The sequence below is a fragment of the Kribbella sp. NPDC050470 genome (assembly GCF_044458365.1).
Classification (GTDB): domain Bacteria; phylum Actinomycetota; class Actinomycetes; order Propionibacteriales; family Kribbellaceae; genus Kribbella.
In genome coordinates, this window is sequence record NZ_JBITHV010000003.1 from 392,354 (window position 1) to 418,616 (window position 26,263).

Below are 26,263 nucleotides of genomic sequence, written 5' to 3' on the forward strand. Positions count from 1 at the left end.
GCAACCACCGGCGTCCATCGACACGTCGTACACAGCCTTTGCAGTTCAACTGCATACTTGTCGCCATGCGGGGAGTCATGCGGGGACTGTTCCACTCTCCGGACAGATCAGTTGCTTTCGGTCACTTGGTGAACGTGAGCAAGAAGGCCTGAACTGTCCCGTGATCTAGGCTTGTGCGCCATGAGCTACGACCGGGACGCGCTGCTGGAGCAGGTGAAATCCAAGGCCGTCGTGCACGGCAAGGTGACCTTGGCGTCGGGGAAGGAAGCCGACTACTACGTCGACCTGCGCCGGATCACGCTGGACGCCGCCGCGGCCCCGCTGATCGGCCCGGCGATGCTCGAGCTGACCAACGATCTCGAGTACGACGCAGTCGGCGGACTGACCCTCGGCGCCGACCCGGTCGCGATGTCGATGCTGCACGCGGCCGCCCAGACGGTCCGTCGCCTGGACGCGTTCGTCGTACGCAAGGCCGAGAAGACGCACGGTCTGCAGCGGCGGATCGAAGGCCCGGACGTGAAGGGCCGCCGGGTCCTCGCGGTCGAGGACACCTCCACCACCGGCGGCTCGGTGCTGACCGCGGTCGAGGCGCTGCGGGAGGCCGGCGCCGAGGTGGTCGCGGTCGCGGTGATCGTGGACCGGGCGACCGGGGCGCAGGAGAGGGTGGAGTCGGAAGGCCTGGAGTACCGCTCGGTGTTCGGCCTCGAGGACCTGGGTCTCTGATGGAGCTCAACCCGGTCGTGATGGTCCTGATCGCCGTCGTGGTCGGCGCCGGGATCTTCTACTTCAACTACATGGCGGCGAAGAAACGCCGCGAGCAGTTCGCCGCGTTCGCCGGCCAGAACGGCTGGTCGTACGTGCCGGCCAACAACGGGCTGGCCAACCAGTGGGCGGGCACGCCGTTCCAGGCCGGTGACAACCGGCGCGCGACGAACGTGCTGTCCGGCGCCTTCAACGGGCACCAGATGGTTGCCTTCGACTACAGCTACCAGACCCACACCAGGAACTCGAAGGGCCATCGCCGTACGACGACGCACAAGTTCGGCGTCGTCGTGCTCCAGCTGCCCGGTGTGCTGCCGCACCTGGAGGTCACCCACGAGGGGATCTTCGGCGGGGCGGTGGCGAACGCGTTCGGGTTCCGCGACATCCAGTTCGAGAGCGACCAGTTCAACCGGGCGTTCCGGGTGAAGGCGGACGACGAGCGGTTCGGGCACGCGGTGGTGACACCGCGGATGATGGAGCTGCTGCTGGCCCGCGGCGAGATCGGCTGGCGGGTGGAGGGCAACTCCCTGGTCGGCTGGGACCAGGGCGCGCACAACCCGGCCGAGGTGATGAACCGGCTGTCGCTGCTGCAGCAGGTTCTCGAGCAGGTCCCGCCGTACGTCTGGCGCGACTACGCAGGCGTCGACCCGCGCGCTCCGCAGCCGCCGCAGACATAGAGGGCGTCTGAGAACCCTGCGACGCCCTCTTCCTGACACGGATCAGCCGTAGAGTCGCTCCTGAGCATCGCCAACACTCGGGAGCAGGGGAATGCTGACCTTCGTCATCATCGCGATCGTTGCGGTCGTCGTGATTGTGGGACTCGCGCTGATCGTGTCGTACAACCGGTTCGTCAAGCAGCGGAACCTGATCCAGGAGTCCTGGCGGCAGATCGACGTCGAGCTGCACCGGCGCTACGACCTGATCCCGAACCTGGTCGAGACGGTCCGGGCGTACGCCGCGCACGAGCGGCACGTGTTCGAGGAGGTCGCCCGGCTGCGCACCCAGGCGGTGAACGTGCAGGGCGCCCCGCCGGAGCAGCGGGCTGCGGCGGAGAGCGAGCTGTCCGGTGCGCTGCGTCAGCTGATGGTCTCGGTCGAGGCCTACCCGCAGCTGCAGTCGAACCAGAACTTCCTCAACCTGCAGCGCGAGCTGACCGACACCGAGGACCGGATCGCGGCCGGCCGGCGGTTCTTCAACGCCAACGTGGGCGACTACAACACCCGGGTCGAGGCGTTCCCGTCGAACCTGATCGCGAACGGCTTCAAGTTCGAGAAGGCCGGCTACTTCGAGGTCACGGACGAGCAGGTCCGATCGGTCCCGCAGGTCTCGTTCGGCACCATCGGCTCGGTCGCCGGTGAGCAGGCGCCGCCGCAGATGCAGCCGGGGCCGCAGTCGTCCGGCCAGATCCACCCGCAGATTCCGGGTGACCAGGGCAACTACCAGGGGCAGCCGCAGTTCCCGGGCTACGAGCAGCCGGGCCAGCCGCCGTACCAGAGCCAGCCGGGTCAGTACCAGGGCCAGCCGGGGTACCAGGGCCAGCCACCGGTGGGCGGCCCGCCTGCGGGTTCCCCCGCGCCGCAGGACGGACAGCCGCCGTTCACCGGTGACCGGTAGGCACCGGTTCCCCGTGGTCCGGGTCCCCCGAACCCGAACTCTCGCCCAGTGCCAGACCCGGGAGCGACGGCGGTCAGTCGTCACACCCGGGCCTGCCCTCCCCCCGGTACCTGTGTCAACAGTGCCGCAGTGAGATACATCCGGCGTACATCGGCCTTTCCGGCGGGTACGGCGGGATGCCAAAATGGGCCGGTTCGAGCGGAGAGGGCAGGCGAGTGGACAGTCTGAGGTACGGAATCCTCGGACCTCTGCGCCTCGTCCACGTCCAGGGCCAGCCGCTCCGGGCGGCCAAGCCGCGGCAACTGCTGGCAACGTTGCTGCTGCACCCTAACCGGTTCGTCTCGACCGATCTGATCGCCGACGCGCTCTGGGAGAACACTCCGCCGCGCTCGGCGACGGCGAACATCCGCACCTACGTCCGGGCGCTGCGTGGTGTCCTGCAGGATGCCGGGCTGCCCGCGCCGATCGACACGTCGGCCGCCGGCTACAGCATCGAGGTCGGTGTCGACGAGCTCGACGCCAGCCTGTTCGAGTCGCTGCTGGCCGAGGGCGGTCACCTCCGCGACGCCGGTGAGGGCCGCCAGGCCATGCAGGTGCTGTCGCGGGCCTACGCGCTCTGGCGTGGCCGTCCACTCGAGGACCTGTCGATTCCGGCCGCGTGGGAGGGCTCGCTGGCCCGTCTGGAGGCGCAGCACCGCGGTCTGGTCGACTCGCTCCTGGATCTGCGCCTGGAGCTTGGCGACGCGAGTGGTGCGGCCGTCCTGCTCAGCGCACGCCTCACAGACGACCCGTATGACGAGCAACTCTGGCGGCGACTCGTCGACGCGCTCCTGGCCGCAGGACGGGTCGGTGAAGCGCGGGCGGCGTACGCCAAGGCTCTGCAGACTCTCGCGGACGAGCTCGACATCAAGCCCGGTCCGGAGCTCGAGGCCGCCGGTGCCCGCGCCCAGAACGGCCGCTCCGCCAACTGGCCCAACCCCGGCATCCCAGCCGCGCGTACGACGGAACGCGGCCAGCCGGACGCCACACAGCCAGGCCCGATGGCGGCGCCGGAGCTGACCGACCCGCAGCGACCGCCGAGTCAGCTCCCGCTCGACCTGCCCGACTTCAGTGGTCGCCAGGACCAGCTGGACCAGCTGCGCGACCTGGTCTGTGGCCGTGACCCGGTCCGTCCGCCGATTGCGGTCATCTCTGGTGCTCCCGGGACCGGGAAGACCTCGTTGGCCGTTCGGCTCGGCCATCTGGTCCGGGAGTACTTCCCGGACGGGCAGATCTACCTGGACATGCACGGCGCGACGCAGCCGCGGGATCCGGCGGCAGCGCTCACCGATCTGCTGCTCAGCCTCAACCTGCCCGATTACGCGATCCCCACCGACCCCGAGCGGCGGTCGGCGATGCTGCGGTCCGAGCTGGCCAGCCGCCGGGTGCTGATCATCCTCGACGACGTTGCCACGGCGAGTCAGGTGACGCCGCTGATGCCCGGTACCGGCGCGTCCGCGGTCGTCGTCACCAGCCGGAACCGGCTGATGGACCTGGCCGGTGCGGACAGCATGCCGCTGGACACGTTCGACGACGCCGAGGCGGCCGCGCTGCTCGACCTGGTGGCCGGCGCCGGCCGCGTCGACCGGACGTCGCCCGCGGCCGAGGAGATCCTGGCTGCCTGCGCGAACCTGCCGCTGGCGATCCGGATCGTCGGCAGCCGGCTGGCTCAGCGACCGGACCTGAGTCCGCGTGAGCTGGCCCGGCGGTTGCGCGACGAGACGTCCCGGCTCGACGAGCTCAGCATCGGCGAGCTCGCCGTACGGACCAGTGCGGATCTCAGCTACGACGCGCTGAACCCGGGGGAGGCCCGGCTCTACCGGCTGATCGGCCACTTCGCGGTCGGGGTGTTCTCGGCTCGTGCGCTCGAGGCGGTCGCGTCGGAGGCCGCCGTACGGCGCAGTCTGGACCGGCTGATCGAGGTCAACCTGGTCCGGATCAGCTCGGTCGACCACCGCGGTACGGCGCGCTACCGGGTCCACGACCTGCTCCGGCTGCACGCGATCGGGGTCGGTGACGAGGAGCAGAAGGCGCAGGCAGTCCGGGACGTCACGACCGTGCTGGACGCGATCCTGAACAAGATCCGCCGGGCCAACGCCGCGCTCGCCTTCGTGTACTTCGGCGTCCTGGAGCACACCGGGCCGGTGACCGGACCGGACCCGTCGCCGTTCACCGAGACCGACGCGATCGCGTGGTTCGACAGCGAGCGCAGCACGTTCGTGCCGGCGATCCGGGCGGCCGCGCAGAACGGGTTGCACGACCAGGCGTGGCGGATCGCCTCGGCATGGGCGCCGTACCTGGACATGCGGGCCGGCTTCGACGACTGGAACGGGTCGCACCAGCAGGGTCTGCTCAGCGCGAGCGCCTGCGGGGACCGGCGAGGCGAGTCGATCATGCACCGCAACCTCGGCCAGCTCGCGCTGTACCAGGACGACTGGGACACCGCCTGGCAACACCTCGATAGGGCCGCGCAGCTGTCCACCGAGGTCGGCGACCGGCTCGGCGAGGGCATCGCGAAGGTCGGCCTCGGGACCTGGCTGCGCGAACGCGGCCGGCGGGACGAAGCGCTCACGCAGTACGAGAGCGCGGTCGAGGCGTTCGTCGAGGTCGGCAACGCGAACGCCGAAGCCCTGGCCCGGACCGCGATCGCGAACATCTGGCTGGCCCGCGACGACACCGTGACGGCCGGGCGCTACCTGGCCCAGGCTTTCCTGATCGCCGTACGACGGGTCGACAGCCACCGCGAGGCCAAGGTACGGCGTCGGATCGCGGCAGTGCGGGCGCGCCAGGGCAAGTACGACGAGGCCGTCCGGCAACTGCGGGTGGCGCTGAAGATCTTCAACGGCATGGGCGACGACCACTGCGCCGCGTACACCCGGGCCGACCTCGGGCAGACGCTCATGGAACGCGGTGAGGTGGCGGCCGCGCGGAAGATGCTGCTCGACTCGATCGACATCGGGCATCGGCTCGGCGACCGCAGCGTCGAGGGCCAGGCGGCGCAGCACCTCGGGCAGCTGTACCTGTCCACGGGCAACCTCGACGCAGCCCGCCGTACGCTCGACCGGGCCGCACGGGTCTGGCAGCAGGCCGGCAACGACATCCGCGCCGCCGAGTGCCGGCGCGAGCTCGCCACCTTCGACACCACAACCGCGGCCGGCTGAATGTACGGCGGGTGTATCCCCGTCGACCAGGATCTGTCCCACCACGGCAACACAGGCCGGCGGGTTCGGGGGCGCGGGGGAAGGAACTTGGCTATGGCCTGGGGGGAGGTTGTCGTGGAACGGCGGGTGGCGAACCCGCGGGACACCGAGGCCGCACTGAACTGGCAGCTGGAGCGGGTGGGATCGACGGCCTGGCAGGACTGGCCGCTCAAGTTCCAGCGGATGGCCTTCGGCTACGCCCAGGACAGCGGCTGGCACGATCCCGCCGACGCGGTGCGCTGGCTCGGCCACCATGCCCTCCTCGAAGAGGGCGCGGCGCCACGGGGGGCGCTGGTCTGGTACCAGGCGGCAGACCGGATCCGAGTGGCCTGCTCACTCGACTCCGGCCAGGTGGTAGGCCCCCTCCTCCGCCCCGCAGTCGAAGTAGCCCTCTTGACCACCCTCACCACCGACTGGGTCTGGTCCCACCCCCACTTCCCCTTCGCGCACTGACAGCCCTGATAATTGCGCCTCGTGGGAGACATCGAGACGGCCGGTTCTGCTCCGGTTCAGCCGATCCGGCACGGGACGCGACTGTGGTTGCGGCATCGGTTCTCGGCCTCGTGGGGCTGGGCGCGACTGCTGCTGGCGAAGAACTGGGCGGTGATGGCCGGTACGGCGTTGTCGTTGGCCGGTGTGCTTGCGCTGGGCGTCGACAGCCTCGGGACCGGCGTGATCGCGATCGTGCTGGCCGTGCTGGGTCTGATCCCGCTGGTCAGCGACTGGATCGACGTACGCAAGGAGCTCAACGACCTGTACACGATCGACCAGCCGATTCCGGACGTCGTCCTGCAAGGTGACTGGCAGCTGGTCCGTTGTTCGCAGGGTCGCGTGGTCACCAGCCCGTCGGTCGACCGCAGCCTGGACCGGCCGGTCGTGCTCGATCCGCGGCAGTACTCGCTTCCGCCCGACCTGGCGGCGATCAAGCCGGCCGTGATCGCGCTGGCCCGGTCCCAGCGGTCGCGTACGGCGGCTCCGCCGTTCGACGGACTGAACATCGGCCTCGGCGAGGATCCCGATCCGGCCGGCGGCGCCGTCCACCTGCAGCCGGTCCGGTACTTCGACATGATGGCGTCGAACTACCTGGCCGGGCACCAGTGGATGAGCCGGCGGCTCGGGCGGTCCGTCGCGGACATCACCCGGCACCTGATCGCCGACGACGGCCGGCTGATCCCGCTGACCGCGACGGAGCTCGGCAACCAGGTCGGTGTCTCCACGGTCGCGCTGACCTCGGACGGCTGGATGGTGCTGGTGCACCAGGGCGTCGGGTCGCGATCGTCCGCGGGCCTGGTCGCCCCGAGCGGTTCCGGGAGCCTGGAGCCGCTGGACGTCGAGGGTCGCGATCGGCTGACCGACGTTGTGGCGGCCGGGATGGAGCGCGAGCTGCGCGAGGAGCTCGGCCTGGTCAGCGCTGCCATGCGCGAGGTGCCCATCGAGACCACGGTGCTCGGGTACGGGCGCTGGCTGGAGAAGGGCGCGAAGCCCGAGTTCTACGGCGTCTCGCGGATCCAGGCTCAGCTGAGGGAGCTCGACGTACGGATCGACGTGTCCGAGCGGCAGTTCGTCAGCAAGCACGCCCGGATCAGGCCGGACGACGTCCAGCGGCTACTGGCCGGAGAGCCGTTCGAGGCGCTTGGCCAGGGAGTGCCGTCGGTGCCGCTGGAGTTGTGTCTGGCGCGGTGGCGCGAGATCACTCGCTGACGTTGTTCGCCGCGTGCTTGGGGGCGTCGGCGGCCGGCTCGGCGGGGGCGTTGCGGGCGCGGCGCTTGGCGAGGAACCACTCGACGAACATCGGGACCACGGAGACCAGGACGATCAGCAGGATCGCCGACTCGAGGTGCTCGTGGATGAACTTGACCTGGCCGAGGGCGTGGCCGAGCAGGGTCAGGCCGGTGGCCCAGAGGACGGCGCCGACGCCGGTCCAGACGAAGAACTTCCGCGGGTCCATCTTGCCGGCGCCGGCCACGACCGTGATGAAGGTGCGCACGATCGGGACGAACCGGGCCAGCACCAGCGCCCGCGGGCCGTACTTCTCGAAGAACGCGTGCGTCTCCTCGATGTACTTCGGCTTCAGGAACCGCGCGTTCGGGTTGGTGAACAGCGTGGTGCCGAGCACCCGGCCGATGTAGTAGCCGGACACGTTGCCGAGGAAGGCCGCGACGGTCAGGATCACGCAGGCCAGCCACAGCGGCACGTCGATCGTGCCGTGCGCGATGAACAGGCCGACGGCGAACAGCAGCGAGTCACCGGGCAGGATCGGGAACAGCAACCCGCACTCGATGAACACGACCGCAGCCGTGCCCCAGAGGGACCAGTCACCCAGCCAGGTCAGCAGGTACTCCGGGTCCATCCAGTTCGGCATCAGCATCGCGACAAGAGAAAGCACGCGGACAGGGTAGCGTCCCAACCTGTGCATGAGCTTCCTGGAGACTCAAAGCGGGACCTGATCGGTGCAGACGACCGGGGCGGTGGGGCGGGGAAGGTATCCGACATGGTCGGCCCGAACGAGGTCGGCGTGGGCCCGTGGCAGGGCGATCTGCCTGACGATCCACGGTTCGACCCGGAACTGCTCGCACACGGCGATCGACGGAACGTGGTCGACAAGTACCGGTACTGGACGCTCGAGGCGATCGTCGCGGACCTGGACACGCAGCGGAATCCGTTCCACGTCGCGATCGAGAACTGGCAGCACGACCTGAACATCGGCTCGGTCGTCCGGACTGCGAACGCCTTCCTGGCCGCCGAGGTCCATATTGTCGGCAACCGCAAGTGGAACCGCCGCGGCGCGATGGTCACCGACCGCTACCAGCACGTCAGGCACCACCCGCGCCTCGGGGACCTCGCGTCGTACGCCGCCGAGCATCGGCTGCCCGTGATCGGCATCGACAACCTGCCCGGCTCGGTCCCGCTGGAGACCTACGAGCTCCCGGCGGCCTGCATCCTGCTGTTCGGCCAGGAAGGCCCGGGGCTGACGGACGAGGCGCACGCGATCTGCAGCGCCGTACTGTCCATCGCCCAGTTCGGCTCCACCCGCTCCATCAATGCCAGTGCCGCCGCCGCGATCGCCCTGCACGCCTGGATCCGCCGCCACACCTTCGACCAGAAGCCGTAACCCCGGCGGCTCGTTCCACGTTGTTGAGGTGGAAGTGAGGCTTCTCGACCAAAGTCAGCCCCAACTCGGGCGGGGCGGCGTGCATCGTGCATGCCGTACTGGGTTTGTGACGGGAAAAGGGGGTAGTTGATGAGTTCTCTGTGGGACGAACTGATCCATGAGCTCGGGACCGTGCGCGCCCTGAGCGCAGCGGCGCTGGAGGCGCGCACGGAAACCTCGCGGGTGGCCCTGATCACCCTGCTCGACGCCGAGACCGCCGAGATCGCGGCGATCCTCGACCGAATCCTCCGGGAGGCCCAAGCAACCTCAGCGGCCTAGGCCGCCTAGCAGTGTGTTCATCACCTGTTCGAGTACGTCGGTGGCGTCCTCGGGGAGGTCGAACGCGCGGTAGGCGATGTGCGCGTCCGGGCGGACCAGGAGACAGCCCTCGTCCGGGATCTCCCGCGCCCGGGCCCAGTCGCCGTACAGGTCGTCCAACTCGTGACCCGGGCCGACCACGAACGGCTCGATCGGTACGCCGAGGCGCTCCGAGACGGACTGTGCCGCTTTCACCCACGCGCCGCCGCCGATCCCGGTGAGCAGCGTGAACCGGCCCTTGCCGACGACGTCGAGGGTGCTCACGGTCTCCGAGCCGCGGGTCAGCCAGCAGTGCGGAATCCGGGCGCCCGGCCAGGTCGTCGGGTGGTAGTACAGCTCCGGATCACGCTCGTACGACGGTTCCGCCGTACCGTCGGCGATCACCGCAGCCGACCGATACCGCTGGCCGAGCTCGACCCCGTGGGCGTTGAACTCGTAGTCCTTCAGCTCGATCGCCGTCCGCAGCTCATCGCGCTGGGCGGCGCCCTCCGGGGTGTCGTCCTTGCGAGACTCGATCGTCCGCCCGGCCGGCGCGTCCGGCGTCATCCCGAGGGCCCGGAAGATCTGGCCGAACTGGGTGCGGCTCTTGTTCGCCCGCTCCACGATCTGCCGGGCGATCGGCACGCGTTCCTCGTCGTACGTCGTCAGCAGGCCCGGTGAGGCGTGCCCCTTGAGCACCAGCGAGAGCTTCCAGGCCAGGTTGTACGCGTCCTGGATCGAGGTGTTCGAGCCGAGGCCGTTGCTCGGCGGGTGCCGGTGGATCGCGTCACCCATGCAGAACACCCGGCCGACCGTCGCCTGCTCGGCGTACATGTGGTTGACGCTCCAGACCGACGTGCTCTTCAGCTTCACGTCGATGGTGTCGTCGCCGACCAGGTTGTGCACGATCTCGGTCGCCATCGCTTCGTCGACCACGGGCGCCGGCTGGTTGATGTCGTACCCCCAGACGATCAGCCACTCGTTCCACGGCCGGACCATCCGGATCAGCCCGGCGCCGATCCCGCCGATCTGCGCGCCCGGTTGCAGCACCCAGTACAGGACGCTCGGGCGATGGGCGACGTACCTGGACAGGTCGGCCTCGAAGACGATGTTCATCGAGCCCTCGATGTCCATCGCGCCGGCCATCGGCAGGCCGACGTCCTGCGCCACCTTGCTCCGGCCACCGTCCGCGCCGATCAGGTACTTGGCGCGGATCTGGTACGTCGTGTCGCTCAGCCGATCGCGGACCGTCGCAGTGACACCGTCGTCGTCCTGCTCGAGGCTCAGATACTCCGTGTTGAATCGCAGTCGGGCTCCCCGGCTGGCCGCAGTACTGAGCAGAATCGGCTCGAACAGCGTCTGCGGCAGGTCGCAGGGGAGCGTCGGACTCGCCTCGGTGTAGTCGGCCAGCCGGCGCGGATGCGTGCCCCAGGTGCGGATCCGGCCGATCTCCTCGCCGGCGAGGCTGGTGCAGAACGCGGTCTGACCCATCAGCGCGTGCTCGGTGCCGTTGTCCATCACCTGGTCCTCGATGCCCATGTCCCGCATCAGCTCGATCGTGCGCTGGTTGGTGATGTGCGCGCGCGGCGTGTTGGCGGTCCAGCCGTACCGGGTGAGGACGACGTTGTCGACGCCGTACGTGGACAGGAACAGCGACGCGGCGCCGCCGGCCGGGCCACTGCCGACGATCAGGACATCCGTGGTGATCACTGCGTCTCCTCGGTGGTGGCGAGCACCAAGTCGTAGTGGACGGTGAAGTAGGGCTCGTCGGGGGTCGTGCCGTCCGGCGCGGGGGAGCCGGCCGGGTGCTCGGTGAAGTCGGCGATCAGCGAGTCCTTGACGCCGAACACGGCGTCGTTCGCGAGGTACTCGTCACCGGCCGCAAACACGTGGGTGATCAGCCGGGCGTACCCGGGGGCGGTGACCATGAAGTGGATGTGGGCCGGCCGCATCGGCCCGCGGCCGCCGGCCCGGAGCAGCTCGCCGACCGGGCCGTCGTCCGGGATCGGGTAGGCGACCGGCTTCACCGCCCAGAACGCGTAGTTGCCGTCGGCATCGGTCGCCAGGTGGCCGCGGTTCTGCGGTCCGTCGAGGTCCTTCTGGACGTCGTAGAAGCCTTCCTCGTCGGCCTGCCAGGTCTCCACCTTCGCCTTGGCGACCGGCTCGCCCTTGGTGTTCAGGACGCGCCCACTCACCAGGCAGGGCTGTCCGGGGGCGCCGTTCGCGATGTCGCCGCCGAGCTCGACCTCCGGCGATCCCTCGACGAAGAAAGGCCCGAACACGGTCGACTGGGTGGCCTCCGGCGGCTTGCGGTTCTCCAGGCCGACGGTCAGCATCGACAACCCGAGTACGTCGGCCAGCAGCACGAACTCCTGTCTGGTGCCGGTCGAGATCTGGCCGGTCCGGGTGAGGAAGTCGATCGCGGTGAAGTACTCCTCCTCGGTCAGCTCCACCTCCCGGGCGAACGCGTGCAGGTGCCGCACGAGCGCGCTCATCACGGTCTTGGTGCGCGGATCGACGCTCTGGTCGAAGCTCGCGACCACCGCCTCGGTCAGGTCGTCGCCTTGCAGGTCCATCTGGTTGCTCCTCATGCTTCGATCACCATCGCCAGGCCCTGGCCGACGCCGATGCACAGCGTGGCCAGGCCGAAGCCACCGCCGCGGCGGACCAACTCGTGCGCGAGGGTGGTGAGAATGCGGGTGCCGGAACTGCCGAGCGGATGGCCGAGAGCGATCGCTCCGCCGTTCACGTTCACCTTGGTGCGGTCCAGCTCGGGCCATTGCTGCAGGCACGCAAGGCTCTGGGCCGCATAGGCCTCGTTGAGCTCGACCAGCGTCAGGTCGTCCCAGCCGATGCCTGCTTTCCGCAGAGCCTTGTTGGACGCCTCGACCGGCCCGATCCCGAAGTACTGCGGATCGACCGCGTGGACCGCCCTGCTGACGATCCGCGCCATCGGCGTGATGCCGAGCCGGTCAGCTGTTTGCCGACTGCCGATCAGCACAGCCGATGCGCCGTCGTTCAACGTCGAGGCGTTGCCGGCAGTCACGGTGCCATCGGGTCGGAACGCCGGCTTGAGTCTGGCCATCGTCTCGGGGGTGCCGCCGTCGCGGATCGACTCGTCCCTGGTCAGCGGCGGTCCGGCCACGTCAAGGCGGTCCCAGGGCACGAGCTCGGCCTCGAAGGTCCCGGCGGCCCACGCTTTGGCGGCCTTCTCGTGACTCTCGAGCGCGAAGACGTCCTGCGCTTCGCGGGTGATGTTGTGCTTCTCCGCCAACCGCTCGGTCGCTTCGCCGAGCGAGATCGTCCAGTCCTTCGGCATCTTCGGGTTGACCAGTCGCCAGCCGAGCGACGTCGACTCGGCCGTCAGACTGCCGTGCGGGTACGCGCGGTCCGGCTTCGGCAGCACCCAGGGCGCTCGGCTCATCGACTCCACGCCGCCGCCGATCACCAGGTCGGCGTCGTCCGTCTCGATCGCCCGGGCCGCCTGGATCGCCGCTTCGAGTCCGGAGCCGCAGAGGCGGTTGACCGTCGTACCGGGAACGGAGGTGGGGAAGCCGGCGAGCAGCGCGGCCATGCGCGCGACGTCACGGTTCTCCTCGCCGGCGCCGTTCGCGTTGCCGAGGAAGATGTCGTCCAGCTCTTGCGGGTCGAGCTGCTTGCGGGCCGCGAGCTCCTTGAGGGTGGCGGCGGCGAGGTCGTCGGGGCGGGCGGACGCGAGGGCGCCGCCGAGCTTGCCGACCGGGGTGCGGACCGCGTCCAGGATGTAGGCGGATCTCATCTGACTGCTCCTTCAGGCCTGGTGCCCTCCCAGGCGCGGGTGACGATGTCGTCGGCGTCGAAGGCCTTGGTGGCATCCTGTGCCTGGTCCTGGGTGAGGCCGAGCTGCTTCAGGCTGGTCGGGATACCGGCCTCGGCGAACAGGTCGAACAGGCCAGTGGCCAGATCGCTTGTCTGCAAGGCCTCTTCCAGTCGGGCTTTCGCCCTGGGGACGGTCGGCGCCTTGGCTCTGGTGACCTGGGGGAGGACTACCGCGTGGGTCTCGGCGTGCGGAAGGTTGAAGGTGCCGCCGAGGTAGTGACAGAGCTTGTGGTGGAGGTCCGAGCCCGAGTTCGCGAACGCCTGGCCGGCCAGGCAGGCGCCGTACAGGAGGTTGCTTCGGGCCTCGACGTCGGTTGGTTCCTGGAGGACTGCTCGCAGTCCGGTGCTGAGTGCGCGGGCTGCTTCGACCGCGAGCGTCTCTGTGATCGGGTCGGCCTTCGGCGTCCAGACCGCCTCGACGCAGTGGGCGAGCGCGTTGGCTGTGCTCGCGGCCGTGACGTTCTTCGGTAGGTGCAGAGTGAGGACGGGGTCGTAGACGACGGTGCGTGGCAGCACCTTCGGATCCATGCCGGTGGTTTTGCCTGCGCTCGACGTCAGTCCCCAGACCGGCGTCATCTCCGACCCTGCATAGGTCGTCGGAACTGCCAGGATCGGTGCTCCGGTGGCCAACGCGATCGCCTTGGCCAGCCCGATCGCCGATCCGCCGCCGATCGCGACAACCCCGTCGGCGTTGACCTCTCGTGCTTTGGCGCGGGCGTTCTCGGCGACCTCGGTCGGCACGTGCTGCGTCACCCCGTCGATCCGGCCGGCGAAGCGGTCCTTCAGCTCGACCTCGACCACGTCCGCCGCGTCCCGCGCCGACCGGGTGGCGATCAGCAACACTCGCCGTACCGCGAGCGTCTCGACCTCAGCGGCCACTCGATCGAGCGCTCCGGCGCCGAGGACCACTCGCCCTGGCACGAACGTGTGCTCAAACCCATCCGCCGTCTCAGGCATCGAGGTCCTCCCGGTTGCGGAGCCGGCGCAGGGCGGCCAACTCGACGTCGGTCGGGGGATCGACCTGTTTGATGCTGTCGGCAACCTTGAGCGGCCAGCCGGTCGCGGCGCGGGCCTGCTCGACGGTCACCCCCGGATGCAGCCTGGTGAGCGTGAGCTCGTTGGTCTCCGGATCCGGTTCGAGTACGCCGTGATCGGTGATGACCAGCGTGGGACCGGCACCGGGCGCCTGCCGCTCGCGCCCGGTCGGCCCGTAGCCGACGGACGTCACGAAGTCGACCTGCTCGACGAACGTCCGCGGCGACTGCTTCACGATCACGATCACCCGCCCGGCCGCGGCCGCGATCTCCGGCGCACCACCCGCGCCCGGCAGCCGGGTCTTGGGGTTCTCGTGCGCGCCGATCACGGTCGTGTTGATGTTCCCGAACCGGTCGATCTGCGCCGCCCCGAGGAATCCGACGTCGATCCGCCCGGCGCCGACCCAGTAGTTGAACATTTCGGGCACGGACACCACCGCGGTCGCCGTCGCCGCCAGATCGTCGTCCCCGATCGACAACGGCAACCGCCGCGGCTTCGCATCGATGGCACCCGACTCGTACACCAGCCGGCAGCTGGGCGCATGCGTCCGCCGAGCCAGGTTCGCCGCGAGGTTGGGCGGCCCGACCCCCACCAGGCAGACGTCGCCGTCCAGCAACTCCCGCGCAGCCGCCACGTTCATCATGTCGGCGCTGTCCCAGCTGTCAGGCATTTGCAACCACCTCCTGCGCGGCCGGAAGTCCATTGGCCCGCGCCCACTCCAGGAACGCCGTACGGTCCCGGGAGATCCCGTCCCACTGCTGATAGAAGTCGTTGTCGCGAACGGAGTACCCGGCGGCGTACGACGGCCAGGCTCCACCCGGTACGACGCTGACGGCCGACAGCACCCAGTTCGGCAGCACGACCGCGCCGGTGTGCTCCGGGAACTCGGCCACGACCTCTTCGACGGTGACGATTGCCCGCTTCGCCGCCAGTACGGCCTCACGCTGGACGCCGGTGATGCCCCAGAGCATGACGTTGCCGTCGCGGTCCGCCAGCTGCGCGTGGATGACGGCGACGTCGGGGTTCACCGCCTTCACCGCGGCCAGTTCCTCACCCGTGAACGGGCAGGTGACCCGGCTGATGATGTCCCGCTGCTCCTCCAGATCCGTCCCGCGGTATCCGCGCAGTACGGCGAACGGCAGTCGAGCCGCGCCGGCGACGTACGCGTTGGCGAGCCCGGCGTGGCTGTGCTCGTGCACGACCAGCCGGTGCGGCCAGTGCTTCTCGACCGCGTCCCGGAGTCGGTGGAGTGAGCCGACGCCCGGGTTGCCGCCGTACGAGAACACCAACTCGTCCGCGACGCCCAGCCCGATCAGCTGGTCGTAGATGAGGTCGGGCGTCATCCGGACGAGCGTCAGGTGCCGGCGGCCCTGCCGGGCGATCTCGTGGGCGGCCGCGAACGGGATCAGGTGGGTGAAGCCTTCGAGCGCCACGGTGTCGCCGTCGTGCACGTGGGCGGCGATCGCTTCGCCGAGTGGAACTGGACTTGGCATGCGCTGCTCCGCTACGATTTCGCTGAGCGAAAAATTCTTCTTTCAACGAAAAGGCTAGCCGATGGCCGGTGAGGCGTCCACAGGTACGTTCCTGCAAGGCCTGGAGCGCGGTCTTGCGGTGATCCGCGCGTTCTCGGCGGACGCGCCGTCGCTGACGCTCAGCGAGGTGGCGCGTGACGTCGGGATCACGCCGGCGACGGCGCGGCGGATCCTGCTCACGCTGGTGGAGCTCGGGTACGTCAGCAGCGACGGCCGGCGGTTCTCGCTGACGCCGCGGGTGCTCGCGCTCGGCTGGGCCTACCTGTCGTCGCTGGACTTCGGCGAGCTCGCCGGCCCATTCATGGAGGAGCTCAGCGCGACGACGCGCGAGTCCTGCTCCATCGCGACCCTCGACCTGCCGGACATCGTGTACGTCGCCCGCGTGCCGACCAGCCGCATCATGACAGTCGCGCTCGGGGTCGGTGCGCGGCTACCGGCGTACGCGACGTCGATGGGCCGGGTCCTTCTGGCCGGTCTGCCCGACGACGAGCTGACCGCCTACCTGTCGTCCGTCGAGCCCGAGCCGCTCACCGACCGCACCATCACCTCGCCCGACGAGCTGCGCGATGTCATCACGCGTGCCCGCGCTGACGGCTACGCCCTCGTCGACCAGGAGCTCGAGCTCGGCCTCCGCTCCATCGCCGCCCCCATCCACAACTCCCGCGGCCGCACCATCGCCGCCCTCAACGTCTCCGCCCATGCCTCCCGCTCCACCCCCACCTCCCTCTGCACCGAAGTCCTCCCCCACCTCCAATCCACCGCCACCCAAATCACCACCGCCCTAACCCACCGCGGCCACCTCTAACCCCCGCCACCGCCCGGCCACCCGCGGTCGTGTGGCGACCGGGTGCTGAGTACTGAAAACAGCTACCTGCAGGTGGCTGCGGGTAGCTGTCTTGAGGGGCGGGGCTGGGACTCAGCTCTTCAGGTCGGCGAGGATCTCCAGGTAGTGGGGGTTGTTCATGATCCCGATGACGTTGCCGAACGGGTCGGTGACCGAGGCCGTCCGGAAGCCGGTGTTCGCGCCTCGCTCGGTGATGCCTTCGATCAGGGTCGCGCCGAGACCGAGGAGGCGGTCGAGCGTGCCCTCGAGGTCGTCGACGTGCCAGTGGATGATCGCGCCGGCCGGCCCGTTCGCGACCGAGTGATGCGCGTACTTCGCGTCGATGATCCCGAGCTCACACTGGAAGTCCCCGAACCTCCACTCGAGGTACGCCGGGTTGTCCTGGTTCGGCACCGCGAAGTACGGCTCGATCCCCAGCACCTTCGTGTACCACTCCCGCGCGGCCCCCATGTCGGCGGCGTAGAAACTGACGGTCGCAAACCCTCGCAACATCTCGGTGGCCTTTCCTCGGTCTTCCCGGTTGATGACCACCACGATTCCAGCCAAAGTGCTCACGGAATGAGCACTTTGTCCGGCGACTTCCGGAGCCGCTAGTTATGGGCTGGGGTTGCGAGTAGGTCAGTCGGTCTGGGTGACCTTGCGGAGGCCTCGGGGGGCGTCGGGGTTGAGGCCGAGCTTGCGGGCCAGGGACTCGATGGCTCGTTGGGCGGGGATCACGAGGGCCAGCGGCGCGAGGGTCTCGGGGAGATCGGGGCCGGCCAGGTTGACGTCGCAGCGGGAGGCGAAGGTGGGGTCGCCGCCGATGCCGAGGATCTTGCTGCCCTTCTCGCGGACGATGCCGGCCAGCTCGGTCATGCCGGGCAGGGCCGGCCCTTCGCTGGCGGTGACCAGGATGGTGACGAGGTCCGCGTCGACGACCGCGATCGGGCCGTGCTTCAGGTCGGCGTACGACAGACCGCGGACCGGCTGCAGGCAGGTCTCCTCCAGCTTGAGGGCGACCTCGAGCGTGGTGCCGAACGTCAGACCTCGACCGCTGGCCAGGACGTCGTGCGCACCGGCGAGCAGGTCGGCCGCCTCCTCGACCGAGCCCTCGAGCATCTGCGAGGCGGCGTCCGGGACGCGTGCGATGTCGGCGTCCAGGGTGCCGGGCTTCTGCGCCAGCGCATCCACGGCGACGGTGATCGCCGCAAGCTGCGTGGTGTAGGTCTTGGTCGCGGGTACGGCGAGCTCCTGGCCGGCCTGGGTGATCAGCGCGACGTCCGCCGTCGACGCCAGCGGGCTGTTGCCGTCGTTCGTGATGCCGACGATCGCGGCGCCGTTGCGCTTGGCCCACTCGGCCGTGTCGACGATCTCCTGGGTCGCGCCGGACTGGCTGACCGCCACCACCAGCGAGTTCGAGAGGTCGAGGTTCGCGCCGTACAGGGTGGCCACCGAAGGGGCCGCCAGGGAGGCCTGCCGGCCGGCGTGGATCTCGGTCAGGTAGCGACCGTAGACGCCCGCGTTGTCGGACGATCCGCGGGCCACGAAGATCACGTGCCGGCGCCCGGCGGCGAGCCGGGTGATGTCGTGCCGCAGGGGCAGGACGTGCTCGAACGTGGCCGCCAGCGCGGCCGGCTGCTCGGCGATCTCGCGCGCCATCTGGGTTTCCTGGGCGGGAACAGACACCACTACGATCACTGGTCCTATCTGGTCTTAACAGGTATGCTGCGCACGATAGCAGTGAGCGGCGTCCCGGGGCACCCCCGAGACCCGCCGACGTCTGGAGGATCGAGATTCGATGGTGGCGACCAAGCGGGCCCAGGTCCGATCGGTGCTGGAACGGCTGATCGACGTCGAGCTGCACCCCGGGGACCCGATCCCTTCCGAACGCGCCCTGGTGGACAAGCTGAACGTCTCCCGGGTGACCGTGCGGCAGGCGATCAGCGACCTCGTCGAGTCCGGCGCGCTGGAACGCGTGCACGGCAAGGGGACCTTCGTCACCGGTCCCCAGGTCGACTCGCAGCTGCACCTCACCTCGTTCTCCCGGGAGATGCGGGCCCGTGGCCTGGAGCCCGGCACGGTGGTGCTGTCGGCCACCGAGATCGAGGCCTCCGACGAGACCGCGAAGGGACTGCGGGTCGCCAAGGGCACCAAAGTGATCCGGGTCGAACGCCTCCGCACCGCCGACGCGTCGCCGATGGCGTACGAGATCGGCTACTACCCGTCCGCGCTCTTCCCCGGCCTGCTCGGCCGTGAGCTCGGCACCCTGTACGACGTGTTCGCGAGCGAGTACGACGTCGTCGTCACCTCCGGCGAGCAGACCGTCCGGGCGGACAACGCCGACGGTCACGTCGCCCGGGTTCTCGGCGTGGCCAGGCGGGCACCCCTGCTGGTCCTCGAGCGCACCACCTTCGCCGGCCGCAAGGTCGTCGAACTGTCCTGGTCGGCCTACCGGGCCGACCGTTACCGGCTGCACATGGCCCTGACCCCGCGCGGCCCGCGGTCCGGGTCGTCGGCCTGAGCCGGACCCGTCGCCGTCATCGGGACGCAACGAACTGGACCGGTCCTGTTCATCAACTGGTCTGCAACCCTGCCGAATGCTCCCCGGCCACCGGGCCGGTCCGGCAGGCGGGCCGCCGGGTACGACGAGGTACCCGACGGTGATACTGGAGCTCAACCCAGAAGAACTGTGTTGTGAGGAGTACCGCGAGACATGCCTATTGCCACCCCTGAGGTCTACGCCGAGATGCTGGACAAGGCCAAGCAGAACCGCTTCGCCTTCCCGGCCATCAACGTCAGCTCCTCGCAGACGCTGATCGCCGCGATCCGCGGTTTCGCCGAGGCGGGCTCGGACGGCATCGTCCAGGTCTCCACCGGCGGCGCCGAGTACTTGTCCGGGTCCACCGTGAAGAACATGGTGACCGGTTCGGTCGCGCTGGCGGCGTACGCGCACGAGGTCGCCAAGAACTTCCCGGTGAACATCGCGCTGCACACCGACCACTGCCCGAAGGACAAGCTGGACGGCTTCGTCCGGCCGCTGCTGGAGATCTCCGCCGAGCGCGTCGCCCGCGGCGAGAACCCGCTGTTCCAGTCGCACATGTGGGACGGCTCGGCGGTGCCGCTGCAGGAGAACCTGGAGATCGCCAAGGACCTGCTGGCCAAGACGGCCGCGGCGAAGATCGTGCTGGAGATCGAGGTGGGTGTCGTCGGCGGTGAGGAGGACGGCGTCGCCAACGAGATCAACGAGAAGCTCTACACCACCGTCGAGGACGGCCTGGCCACGGTCGAGGCGCTCGGCACCGGTGAGAACGGCCGCTACATCACCGCGCTGACCTTCGGCAACGTGCACGGCGTCTACAAGCCGGGCGCGGTCAAGCTGCGGCCGGAGATCCTGAAGGAGATCCAGGACCAAGTCGGCGCGAAGGTCGGCAAGGATCGCCCGTTCGACCTCGTCTTCCACGGCGGCTCCGGCTCGACCCTGGAGGAGATCCGCGCGGCGGTCGACAACGGTGTGATCAAGATGAACGTCGACACCGACACGCAGTACGCGTTCACCCGGCCGGCCGCGGCCCACATGTTCAGCAACTACGACGGTGTGCTGAAGGTCGACGGCGAGGTCGGCAACAAGAAGGCCTACGACCCGCGCGCCTGGGGCAAGCTGGCCGAGGCCGGCATGGCCGAGCGCGTCGCCGAGGCCTGCGAGAGCCTCCGCTCCACGGGCACGTCGCTGAACGCCTGACGTTCTCGCTCGCATGCTCTGGCCTGGTGATCGGCCGCCGTGCCGATCACCAGGCTGCCGCCCGCGCAGCCGGGACCACGTGATCGGTCCGTGGGCGAAGGGTCGGTACCAGCAGGCGCCGCAGTTGATCGGCACGCTGGAACCGGAGTACGAGAAGATCGCCGCGGCGCTCGGCTGGGTGGACCAGGGGCGGGAGCTGATCGCCGCCACCGAGGCCAAGTTCGAGCAGGCGAGGACCGCGCATCCCGAGTTCGCCGGGAAGACGATCACGCTCGGCGCCCGCACGAGTGAGGGGTACGGCGCGTACGTCAGCGGCACCGGCCGGGTCACCTTCGTCGAGCTGCTCGGCTTCCGCAACAACCCGGCGGTCCAGGCGAAGGCGACCGAGGACTTCTCGGTGCCGGTCTCGCGGGAGAACCTGGGCCTGCTGAACGCCGACCTGACCGTGATGACCCCGATCGGAGTTCCCCTGTTCGCGACCGCGCTCGACTCCAACCGCTGTACTGCAGACATCTGTTCCTCCTGACTGGATCGGGAGCCCGGGACTCAGAACCGGGCGCGGGCGAGGTCGAACTGCCTGATGCCGGTACGGCGGGACGCTCGGCTGAAAACGGCCCGGACCCGGTCGACGACGAGCCGTGGATCGTCCAGGTCCTTCCAGGAGATCGAGCAGCGTTCGATCGGGTCGGGTGCAGCCGGATCAGAGACTGGCGCAGCCGGTTCTTCGTCGTCCGGCTCGGTCGCCTCACACCAGAACGGAATGCGCGGCTCGAACTCGATCACCGTGCGCTCGTCGGGGAACCACAAGGCATCCGTGACGTCGACGGCGCACGCCGTACCGCTGCAGTCGCCGTCCATCGGGTCGAGGTCGGGTGGCAAGGGTGAGGGTGCAGGGAGGCCGGCGTCGGCCAGGATGAGTCGGAGCCGGGCTTCTGCGACCGAGGCGGACTCCAGACCGGCGCGTGAGATCGCCTTGACCGCGCGTTCGTTGCCGTGGTCGGCGACTGCGCGTTTGAGCGAGCGGCTGGTGACCAAGCCGGCGTACAGAGCGGCCTCGGTCAAGACGACGGCGGGCGGGCCGGGTGCGGTCGCTGCCACCTCGACGATGGCTCGCGCGGGCGAGACCATCCGCAGCTTGTTCCAGACCTGGATGCCCGGCCCGACGGGGTCGCGGATGTGCCGGTGCACCCCGCCGACGCACCCGCCTCGCCCGTACGGCGAGGACACGTGAACGCGAGACAGGTCGAGGCCCCAGAGCGGCAGGGCATGGAGCGCCGCCGCCGATTGGTGACTGGCGAACACTGCGGGACCACCGGAGCGGAGCACGCGGTACACCTTGCGTAGGTGTAGGACCTCATCGGTGACGAGCGTGAGCGCCCGGCGCGCGGTATAGGTGCCCGGCCGGATCCGGCGCCAGCCGCCGGTCTCCAGCAGGGTGTCGATGTCCGGGTCGGGGTAGCCACACGCACGCGCATCGGCGCGGGTGAACACCCCGCCGCGGATGGTGGCCATCACGGCGAGTTGAGGGTTCATGCCTAGAAAGTGCCGTGATCAGCCCCCCGATCCGACCGCCACTTCAAAACTGTGGACAGCGGACCTGAGTGTGGGCATGAAAAAAGCCCGTCATTTCATATGACGAGCTCTGCGCGGGTTGGTACCCAGGGTTGCCAGAGGAGGGGCATGTCGGCCTCGGACGGGGTGCGGTTGCCTTTCCGCTCGTTGCAGGCAGCATGGGCGGCCACGGCATTCAGCCACTCGGTGCGGCCGCCCCTGGATCTGGGTTGGACATGGTCCATGGTGTCGGCGTTCTCCAGACCGCAGTACGCGCACCGGAACTTGTCCCGCCGTAACACTCCGTGCTTGCTGTACTTCATCCGGCCGGCCGCATAGCGCCAGTGGGTCACCACGTACCGCACCAGGCGCAGTACGCGGGGAACCGGAAAAGGGCCGATGGTCCGCTCTCCGTGCGCCTCTTCCACCACTGCGACCTCGCGGACCAGCATCCGGATGGCGTGCTGGATCGACACGGTGTGCAGCGGCTCGTACGACGCGTTCAGGACAATGACGCTCATCCGGTGCCTCCTTCCGGCCGTAGCTGGGAACCACGGCGGTTTGACGCAGGGTCTCAAGCATCCGTGGCCGGTCGGTGAACGGTCAACGGATTTCGTCAGACGGTCACGTGCCGGTACGGCTGCGTGATCGGCGAAGATGTGCTTATGGAATTGAACAATCTGCTCTCCGGTCCACCCGAGACACTACTCCCCGTCGACCCGGCCGCGGCGGAACTCGCCGCCGGGGCCGCCGCGGTGGACGTCGCGGCGAAGTTCCCGACCTCGTCCTTGGCCTGGAGTCAGCTGGCCGAGGCGGCGCTGGCGGACGGCCGCACGATCGAGGCGTACGCGTTCGCGCGGACGGGCTACCACCGCGGTCTGGACCTGCTCCGCCGCAACGGCTGGAAGGGGCACGGGCCGATCCCGTGGGAGCACGAGCCGAACCGCGGGTTCCTGCGCTGCCTGGCTGTGCTGGGCAAGGCAGCCGCCATCATCGAGGAGAAGGACGAGGCCGAGCGCTGCGCGACCTTCCTCCGGGACTCCTCCCAGACGGCCGCCGACGCGCTGAGCTGAAACCTGGTTGTGGGGCTGGGGGCTCGGCGGCAGGATCGTCGGGTGACCAGCCCCTATGCGCAGGACGGTTTCCGAGTCGGGTTCGACTGGGGGCCGGTCGGCGCCGACGTGGTCGCCGGCGCGATCGTGGCCGTCGTGGACGTCCTCTCCTTCACCACCACCGTGACGGTCGCCACCGACCTCGGCATCGACGTCTACCCGTACCGCTGGCGTGACGAGTCCGCCGTCGCCTACGCCAAGCAGTACGACGCCGCGCTCGCCGTCGGCCGGTCCGCAGCCGGCCCGGGCGACGTGAGCCTGTCGCCCGCCACCATCCGGCAAGCTCGAGGGATCAAGCGCCTCGTGCTGCCGTCACCCAACGGCTCGACGATCGCGCAGCAACTCAGCGACAGCGGCTCGACGGTCATCGCGGTCTCACTGCGCAACCGACAGGCGGCCGCCGACTGGGTCAACCGGCGTCGCGCCGACGATCCACAGCTCAAGGTGGTGGCGATCGCGGCCGGGGAGCGCTGGAAAGACGGCTCCTTGCGGCCGGCTGTCGAGGACCTCTGGGGCGCCGGCGGCTTCCTCAGCGCGCTCGGCCGAGACGGGATGTCGCCGGAAGCGAGGGCTGTCGCAGCGGCGTACGACGATGTCGCCGCAGACCTGCCGAGCCTGCTGCACGACTGCGCCGGCGGCCGCGAGCTGACGCAGTACGGCTTCCCGCAAGACGTCGCGATCGCAGCCGAGCTGGATAGCAGCAACTCGGTACCCGTGCTCGAAGCCGGTAGGATGATCGCGTCAACCTGAACGACAAGGTTTCTGCCCGTTGACATAGCCGGCAGGCGGCGAGCGTCCCCGCTTCCTGCCGAACATGGACGGTTGTAGGCGGACTCGACGGACCGGTGAAGCTGGACGCCCACGGTCGGTCCCCGCCCCTTCGGGCAGCGGAAGGTACACCGTGCCGGCACTCACCGGACGGATCAGCACGCCCACTTCCGGCTACGCGGCGGTGCTGCGTACTCCCGGGGCGTGGAAGTTCTACCTGGCGGCCGCACCGGCTCGCATAGGTCTCGCCATGACCAGTCTGGGCATCGTCTGGCTGGTCCACGGATCCACAGGCTCGTACGCCGCAGCCGGAACGGTGACCGGTGGATTCGCAGTCGCGGAGGCTGTCGCCGGTCCACAGGTCGCCCGGCTCATCGACCGCTTCGGTCAGACCCGCATGCTGCCGATCACTCTGGTGGTCCATGCGGCCGCGGTCGCCACGCTGATCGGTCTCACGCTCAGCCACGCATCCCTGTGGTCGCTGGTCGCCGCCGGCGTCCTGACAGGCGGGTCGCTGCCCCAAGTAGGCGCCCAGACAGGTGCCCGCTGGTCACATGCACTCCGCGGCACACCGCTCCTGTCGTCGGCCTTCGCACTGGAGGCCTTGGGCGTCGGTGTCGCCTTCATGGTCGGCCCAGCGCTCATCGGCACCGTCAGCGCGCTAAGCAGCCCGGTTGTCGGCACTGCATTAGCCACGAGCCTGGTGCTGGCCGGTGGCTTCGCGCTGGCGCTGCAACGCAGTACGGCGCCACCGCCGGCGAAGCGCGATCACACGAAGGACCCGGACCGCCTGCTGCGCAAGGCATTCCTGGCATTGGTTGCCACGAACATCGGGATCGGCATCTTCTTCGGCAGCATGCAGGTCGCAGTCACCGCGTACGCCGTCGACCGCGGCACACCGTCCCTCGCCGGACCGCTCTACAGCATCACCAGTCTGGTCGGCCTGGCCGCCGGATTCGCGTACGGCGCAAGGCGTTGGCGCATGCCCGCTCGCAGCCAGTTCCTGCTTGCGATGATCGCACTCAGCATCGGCACGATCCCGTTGCTGGTGGTCGAAACCCCATTCGCTGTAGGGATCGCGCTGGCACTTCCCGGCTTGGCGATCGCGCCGATCCAGACGCTGTCCGCCGTACTGGCCGAATCAGAGGTGGAGTCCGCCGTACTCACACAGGCCTTCACCTGGCTGAACTCGGGCAGCGCGGCCGGCATCGCTGTCGGCGCGGCCCTCGCCGGCCGAGTCGTCGACGCACACACCGCCCACCACGGCTATGCCGTCGCACTACTGGCCACGTTGCTCGCGACGGCGATGGCATACGTGGTGAAGGTCAGCGGTAGGTGATCTCGCGTTCGGCGGCGGCGCGGGCGGCGTACTCGGCCGGGGTCAGGCCGATCTGCTGCTTGAACTCCTTGGAGAAGTGGGCCTGGTCGAAGTACCCTAGCGCGGCGGACAACTCCGCCAGCTCGGCGACCTCGCCCTGCGCCAGTAGCTCGGCGCCGTCGTGCAGGCGGTAGCGGCGCAGCACCCACTTCGGGCCGACGCCGACGTACCGCCGGAAGAGGCGTTGCAGCGTGCGGATCGGGATGCCGAACTGCTCGGTGATCTGGTCCACCCGCGCCACCGAACGGTCCGCCGCCATCGCGGTGACGATCTCGCGGACCAGCTCGTACGACGGGTCCGGCGGCGCGAGGTGGTCGCGCAGGAACGCCTCGAACACCGCACGACGCCGTACGTCGGACTCCTCGGCGAACACCAGGTCCGCCAGCCGGTCGCCGTCCGGGAACACCGCGGTCAGCGGCAGCCTCTGGTCGCGGAAGGAAGCCACGTCGAGCCCGGTCACCGCCCCGAACCCGCCGGCCCAGAACTTCACTCCGAACACCCGGCCCCGGCCGACCAACTCGCGCTCGAACTTGCGCGTGCACACCCCGTTCACGAACCCGCCACCCGGCTGCTCGAACGTCACGTTCACGCTGGGGAACGGCAGCACCTCGGCCGTGTACGGCTCGTCCAGGTCCCACTCGACGATCCAGTACCACTCGACGAACCGGCCGACCTCCGGCCCCGCGGCCAGGCGGCTCAGCGACCGGTGCCGGGCCTGCTCCCGCGGGTGCAGGATGCCCTTCTCGCTCTCCGGCGGGATGCTCAAATCGCCTGTCGCTTTCTTACAAGACCGGTACGGCTTCGCCGCCGTTGACTAAGGGCCATGACGACGAACACGGACAGAGACACTGTAGTTCGGCCCATCCCCGACGGTTATCACTCGCTGACGCCGTACCTCGCCGTGCCGGACGGCCCGAAGGCGATCGAGTTCTACCAGGCGGTGTTCGGGGCCGAGGTGATCAGCCGGCAGGACATGCCGGACGGGCGGGTCGGGCAGGCGGAGCTGAAGTTCGGGGACTCGATGCTGCAGCTGAGCGACCAGATGCCGCAGATCGGGCTGCGGGCGCCGAACGGCGAGTGGGTGCACTCGTCGCTGGTGCACTACGTGCCTGATGTGGACGCGACGTTCGCGAAGGCGGTCGAGGCCGGGGCGACGCCGGTGGAGCAGGTGCAGACGTTCATGACCGGCGACCGGTACGGCACGGTGATCGACCCGTTCGGACACCGGTGGGCGATCCTGACGAAGGTCGAGGACGTGTCGCGCGAGGAGGCCGACCGGCGGGTGAAGGAGTGGCTGGCCTCGAACCCGCAAGACCTTCAGTAGAAGGCGTTCCTCGCTTCCGGTCTCGGCCGGAAACGAGACCATCCTCGTTCGAGAACGAGACCATCCTCGTTCGAGAACGA

The 26,263-nt window shown here is 69.3% G+C and carries 28 protein-coding genes; 16 read left to right on the plus strand and 12 right to left on the minus strand.

The genetic code is table 11. The features are described from left to right. The first annotated feature begins 180 nt into the window (after window positions 1–180). The 6 genes from pyrE (at window position 181) to ACIBGM_RS10385 (ending at window position 7,316) form a co-directional block, all read left to right on the plus strand. On the plus strand, window positions 181–723 hold the full coding sequence (gene pyrE, locus ACIBGM_RS10360; RefSeq protein ID WP_396385148.1) for an orotate phosphoribosyltransferase: 543 nt from the start codon (window positions 181–183) through the stop codon (window positions 721–723). Further along, window positions 723–1,439 carry a hypothetical protein gene (locus ACIBGM_RS10365; RefSeq protein ID WP_396385150.1) on the plus strand — a complete coding sequence of 239 codons (717 nt, stop codon included), beginning with the start codon at window positions 723–725 and terminating at the stop codon, window positions 1,437–1,439. The genes pyrE and ACIBGM_RS10365 overlap by 1 nt, the downstream gene beginning before the upstream one ends. Window positions 1,440–1,530: 91 nt before the next feature. Next, a complete protein-coding gene (locus tag ACIBGM_RS10370) occupies window positions 1,531–2,376 on the plus strand; it encodes a LemA family protein (RefSeq protein ID WP_396385151.1) in 846 nt (281 codons plus the stop codon). A 215-nt stretch (window positions 2,377–2,591) separates the two neighbouring features. Then, window positions 2,592–5,576: a BTAD domain-containing putative transcriptional regulator gene (locus ACIBGM_RS10375; protein ID WP_360514813.1), complete on the plus strand. Its 2,985-nt coding sequence runs from the start codon at window positions 2,592–2,594 to the stop codon at window positions 5,574–5,576. 114 nt (window positions 5,577–5,690) lie between these two features. Next, the gene (locus ACIBGM_RS10380; protein WP_396385152.1) at window positions 5,691–6,068 is read left to right on the plus strand and encodes a hypothetical protein; all 378 of its coding nucleotides are present in this window, start codon (window positions 5,691–5,693) and stop codon (window positions 6,066–6,068) included. 21 nt (window positions 6,069–6,089) lie between these two features. Further along, window positions 6,090–7,316, plus strand: coding sequence for a hypothetical protein (locus ACIBGM_RS10385; RefSeq protein WP_360514819.1), 1,227 nt, complete (start codon window positions 6,090–6,092; stop codon window positions 7,314–7,316). Here the strand turns inward: ACIBGM_RS10385 and ACIBGM_RS10390 are convergent. Beyond that, window positions 7,306–8,001, minus strand: a complete 696-nt coding sequence (locus tag ACIBGM_RS10390) for a VTT domain-containing protein (protein WP_360514822.1) — start codon at window positions 7,999–8,001, stop codon at window positions 7,306–7,308. The genes ACIBGM_RS10385 and ACIBGM_RS10390 overlap by 11 nt on opposite strands. 105 nt (window positions 8,002–8,106) lie before the next feature. Between ACIBGM_RS10390 and ACIBGM_RS10395 the strand changes: the two genes are divergently transcribed. Together ACIBGM_RS10395 and ACIBGM_RS10400 are read left to right on the plus strand one after the other, a co-directional pair. Next, the gene (locus ACIBGM_RS10395; protein ID WP_360514825.1) at window positions 8,107–8,727 is read left to right on the plus strand and encodes a TrmH family RNA methyltransferase; all 621 of its coding nucleotides are present in this window, start codon (window positions 8,107–8,109) and stop codon (window positions 8,725–8,727) included. Between the two features lie 129 nt (window positions 8,728–8,856). Beyond that, on the plus strand, window positions 8,857–9,045 hold the full coding sequence (locus ACIBGM_RS10400; protein ID WP_360514828.1) for a hypothetical protein: 189 nt from the start codon (window positions 8,857–8,859) through the stop codon (window positions 9,043–9,045). On the opposite strand, the gene ACIBGM_RS10405 is transcribed toward ACIBGM_RS10400, so the two are convergent. The 6 genes from ACIBGM_RS10405 to ACIBGM_RS10430 are packed head-to-tail and all read right to left on the minus strand — an operon-like array spanning window position 9,034 to window position 15,449. Then, complete coding sequence (locus ACIBGM_RS10405; protein WP_396385153.1) at window positions 9,034–10,773, minus strand: FAD-dependent oxidoreductase; 1,740 nt, start codon at window positions 10,771–10,773, stop codon at window positions 9,034–9,036. The genes ACIBGM_RS10400 and ACIBGM_RS10405 overlap by 12 nt on opposite strands. Then, window positions 10,770–11,654 (minus strand): intradiol ring-cleavage dioxygenase, encoded by an 885-nt coding sequence (locus ACIBGM_RS10410; RefSeq protein ID WP_396385154.1) that lies wholly within the window; start codon window positions 11,652–11,654, stop codon window positions 10,770–10,772. The genes ACIBGM_RS10405 and ACIBGM_RS10410 overlap by 4 nt, the downstream gene beginning before the upstream one ends. Further along, the gene (locus ACIBGM_RS10415; RefSeq protein ID WP_396385155.1) at window positions 11,651–12,841 is read right to left on the minus strand and encodes a thiolase family protein; all 1,191 of its coding nucleotides are present in this window, start codon (window positions 12,839–12,841) and stop codon (window positions 11,651–11,653) included. The genes ACIBGM_RS10410 and ACIBGM_RS10415 overlap by 4 nt, the downstream gene beginning before the upstream one ends. Then, window positions 12,838–13,878 (minus strand): maleylacetate reductase, encoded by a 1,041-nt coding sequence (locus ACIBGM_RS10420; RefSeq protein WP_396385157.1) that lies wholly within the window; start codon window positions 13,876–13,878, stop codon window positions 12,838–12,840. The genes ACIBGM_RS10415 and ACIBGM_RS10420 overlap by 4 nt, the downstream gene beginning before the upstream one ends. Then, window positions 13,871–14,626 (minus strand): CoA-transferase subunit beta, encoded by a 756-nt coding sequence (locus ACIBGM_RS10425; RefSeq protein WP_396385159.1) that lies wholly within the window; start codon window positions 14,624–14,626, stop codon window positions 13,871–13,873. The genes ACIBGM_RS10420 and ACIBGM_RS10425 overlap by 8 nt, the downstream gene beginning before the upstream one ends. Further along, the gene (locus ACIBGM_RS10430; RefSeq protein ID WP_396385160.1) at window positions 14,619–15,449 is read right to left on the minus strand and encodes a CoA transferase subunit A; all 831 of its coding nucleotides are present in this window, start codon (window positions 15,447–15,449) and stop codon (window positions 14,619–14,621) included. The genes ACIBGM_RS10425 and ACIBGM_RS10430 overlap by 8 nt, the downstream gene beginning before the upstream one ends. Before the next feature lie 61 nt (window positions 15,450–15,510). Between ACIBGM_RS10430 and ACIBGM_RS10435 the strand changes: the two genes are divergently transcribed. After that, entirely contained in the window at window positions 15,511–16,293 is a 783-nt protein-coding gene (locus ACIBGM_RS10435; RefSeq protein ID WP_396385161.1) for an IclR family transcriptional regulator C-terminal domain-containing protein, read from the plus strand. 111 nt (window positions 16,294–16,404) lie between these two features. Here ACIBGM_RS10435 and ACIBGM_RS10440 read toward each other — a convergent pair whose 3' ends face one another. Then, on the minus strand, window positions 16,405–16,887 hold the full coding sequence (locus tag ACIBGM_RS10440) for a VOC family protein (protein WP_396385162.1): 483 nt from the start codon (window positions 16,885–16,887) through the stop codon (window positions 16,405–16,407). 63 nt (window positions 16,888–16,950) lie between these two features. Continuing rightward, a complete protein-coding gene (locus tag ACIBGM_RS10445) occupies window positions 16,951–17,970 on the minus strand; it encodes an SIS domain-containing protein (protein ID WP_360514856.1) in 1,020 nt (339 codons plus the stop codon). A gap of 139 nt (window positions 17,971–18,109) precedes the next feature. On the opposite strand from ACIBGM_RS10445, the gene ACIBGM_RS10450 reads away from it, so the two are divergent. From ACIBGM_RS10450 to ACIBGM_RS10460, 3 genes are all read left to right on the plus strand, one after another. Then, a complete protein-coding gene (locus ACIBGM_RS10450) occupies window positions 18,110–18,832 on the plus strand; it encodes a GntR family transcriptional regulator (RefSeq protein ID WP_360514859.1) in 723 nt (240 codons plus the stop codon). A 192-nt stretch (window positions 18,833–19,024) separates the two neighbouring features. Beyond that, window positions 19,025–20,050, plus strand: a complete 1,026-nt coding sequence (fbaA, locus tag ACIBGM_RS10455) for a class II fructose-bisphosphate aldolase (RefSeq protein WP_396385163.1) — start codon at window positions 19,025–19,027, stop codon at window positions 20,048–20,050. A 79-nt stretch (window positions 20,051–20,129) separates the two neighbouring features. Then, window positions 20,130–20,576 (plus strand): hypothetical protein, encoded by a 447-nt coding sequence (locus ACIBGM_RS10460; RefSeq protein ID WP_396385164.1) that lies wholly within the window; start codon window positions 20,130–20,132, stop codon window positions 20,574–20,576. Between the two features lie 20 nt (window positions 20,577–20,596). Here the strand turns inward: ACIBGM_RS10460 and ACIBGM_RS10465 are convergent, their stop codons facing one another. Both ACIBGM_RS10465 and ACIBGM_RS10470 read right to left on the minus strand, forming a co-directional pair. Next, window positions 20,597–21,583, minus strand: a complete 987-nt coding sequence (locus ACIBGM_RS10465) for a type IV toxin-antitoxin system AbiEi family antitoxin domain-containing protein (protein WP_396385165.1) — start codon at window positions 21,581–21,583, stop codon at window positions 20,597–20,599. A 95-nt stretch (window positions 21,584–21,678) separates the two neighbouring features. Further along, entirely contained in the window at window positions 21,679–22,122 is a 444-nt protein-coding gene (locus ACIBGM_RS10470; RefSeq protein ID WP_360514871.1) for an HNH endonuclease, read from the minus strand. A gap of 144 nt (window positions 22,123–22,266) precedes the next feature. Here ACIBGM_RS10470 and ACIBGM_RS10475 point away from each other — a divergent pair, with 144 nt between their 5' ends. From ACIBGM_RS10475 to ACIBGM_RS10485, 3 genes are all read left to right on the plus strand, one after another. Then, window positions 22,267–22,674, plus strand: coding sequence for a DUF3151 domain-containing protein (locus ACIBGM_RS10475; protein ID WP_360514874.1), 408 nt, complete (start codon window positions 22,267–22,269; stop codon window positions 22,672–22,674). 42 nt (window positions 22,675–22,716) lie between these two features. After that, the gene (locus ACIBGM_RS10480; RefSeq protein ID WP_396385166.1) at window positions 22,717–23,463 is read left to right on the plus strand and encodes a 2-phosphosulfolactate phosphatase; all 747 of its coding nucleotides are present in this window, start codon (window positions 22,717–22,719) and stop codon (window positions 23,461–23,463) included. A gap of 151 nt (window positions 23,464–23,614) precedes the next feature. Further along, window positions 23,615–24,820: an MFS transporter gene (locus tag ACIBGM_RS10485; protein WP_396385167.1), complete on the plus strand. Its 1,206-nt coding sequence runs from the start codon at window positions 23,615–23,617 to the stop codon at window positions 24,818–24,820. On the opposite strand, the gene ACIBGM_RS10490 is transcribed toward ACIBGM_RS10485, so the two are convergent. Next, window positions 24,807–25,625 carry a helix-turn-helix transcriptional regulator gene (locus tag ACIBGM_RS10490; RefSeq protein ID WP_360514883.1) on the minus strand — a complete coding sequence of 273 codons (819 nt, stop codon included), beginning with the start codon at window positions 25,623–25,625 and terminating at the stop codon, window positions 24,807–24,809. The two genes, ACIBGM_RS10485 and ACIBGM_RS10490, sit on opposite strands and share 14 nt — an antisense overlap. Before the next feature lie 57 nt (window positions 25,626–25,682). On the opposite strand from ACIBGM_RS10490, the gene ACIBGM_RS10495 reads away from it, so the two are divergent. Further along, on the plus strand, window positions 25,683–26,183 hold the full coding sequence (locus ACIBGM_RS10495; RefSeq protein WP_360514886.1) for a VOC family protein: 501 nt from the start codon (window positions 25,683–25,685) through the stop codon (window positions 26,181–26,183). Window positions 26,184–26,263: the final 80 nt, after the last annotated feature.

Bases quoted from the DNA above. Each gene is read 5' to 3' on its own strand.
- pyrE (WP_396385148.1), top strand. From the start codon at position 181: ATGAGCTACGACCGGGACGCGCTGCTGGAGCAGGTGAAATCCAAGGCC.
- ACIBGM_RS10365 (WP_396385150.1), top strand. From the start codon at position 723: ATGGAGCTCAACCCGGTCGTGATGGTCCTGATCGCCGTCGTGGTCGGC.
- ACIBGM_RS10370 (WP_396385151.1), top strand. From the start codon at position 1,531: ATGCTGACCTTCGTCATCATCGCGATCGTTGCGGTCGTCGTGATTGTG.
- ACIBGM_RS10395 (WP_360514825.1), top strand. From the start codon at position 8,107: ATGGTCGGCCCGAACGAGGTCGGCGTGGGCCCGTGGCAGGGCGATCTG.
- ACIBGM_RS10400 (WP_360514828.1), top strand. From the start codon at position 8,857: ATGAGTTCTCTGTGGGACGAACTGATCCATGAGCTCGGGACCGTGCGC.
- ACIBGM_RS10410 (WP_396385154.1), bottom strand. From the start codon at position 11,654: ATGAGGAGCAACCAGATGGACCTGCAAGGCGACGACCTGACCGAGGCG.
- ACIBGM_RS10415 (WP_396385155.1), bottom strand. From the start codon at position 12,841: ATGAGATCCGCCTACATCCTGGACGCGGTCCGCACCCCGGTCGGCAAG.
- ACIBGM_RS10420 (WP_396385157.1), bottom strand. From the start codon at position 13,878: ATGCCTGAGACGGCGGATGGGTTTGAGCACACGTTCGTGCCAGGGCGA.
- ACIBGM_RS10425 (WP_396385159.1), bottom strand. From the start codon at position 14,626: ATGCCTGACAGCTGGGACAGCGCCGACATGATGAACGTGGCGGCTGCG.
- ACIBGM_RS10430 (WP_396385160.1), bottom strand. From the start codon at position 15,449: ATGCCAAGTCCAGTTCCACTCGGCGAAGCGATCGCCGCCCACGTGCAC.
- ACIBGM_RS10435 (WP_396385161.1), top strand. From the start codon at position 15,511: ATGGCCGGTGAGGCGTCCACAGGTACGTTCCTGCAAGGCCTGGAGCGC.
- ACIBGM_RS10445 (WP_360514856.1), bottom strand. From the start codon at position 17,970: ATGGCGCGCGAGATCGCCGAGCAGCCGGCCGCGCTGGCGGCCACGTTC.
- ACIBGM_RS10450 (WP_360514859.1), top strand. From the start codon at position 18,110: ATGGTGGCGACCAAGCGGGCCCAGGTCCGATCGGTGCTGGAACGGCTG.
- fbaA (WP_396385163.1), top strand. From the start codon at position 19,025: ATGCCTATTGCCACCCCTGAGGTCTACGCCGAGATGCTGGACAAGGCC.
- ACIBGM_RS10465 (WP_396385165.1), bottom strand. From the start codon at position 21,583: ATGAACCCTCAACTCGCCGTGATGGCCACCATCCGCGGCGGGGTGTTC.
- ACIBGM_RS10470 (WP_360514871.1), bottom strand. From the start codon at position 22,122: ATGAGCGTCATTGTCCTGAACGCGTCGTACGAGCCGCTGCACACCGTG.
- ACIBGM_RS10475 (WP_360514874.1), top strand. From the start codon at position 22,267: ATGGAATTGAACAATCTGCTCTCCGGTCCACCCGAGACACTACTCCCC.
- ACIBGM_RS10495 (WP_360514886.1), top strand. From the start codon at position 25,683: ATGACGACGAACACGGACAGAGACACTGTAGTTCGGCCCATCCCCGAC.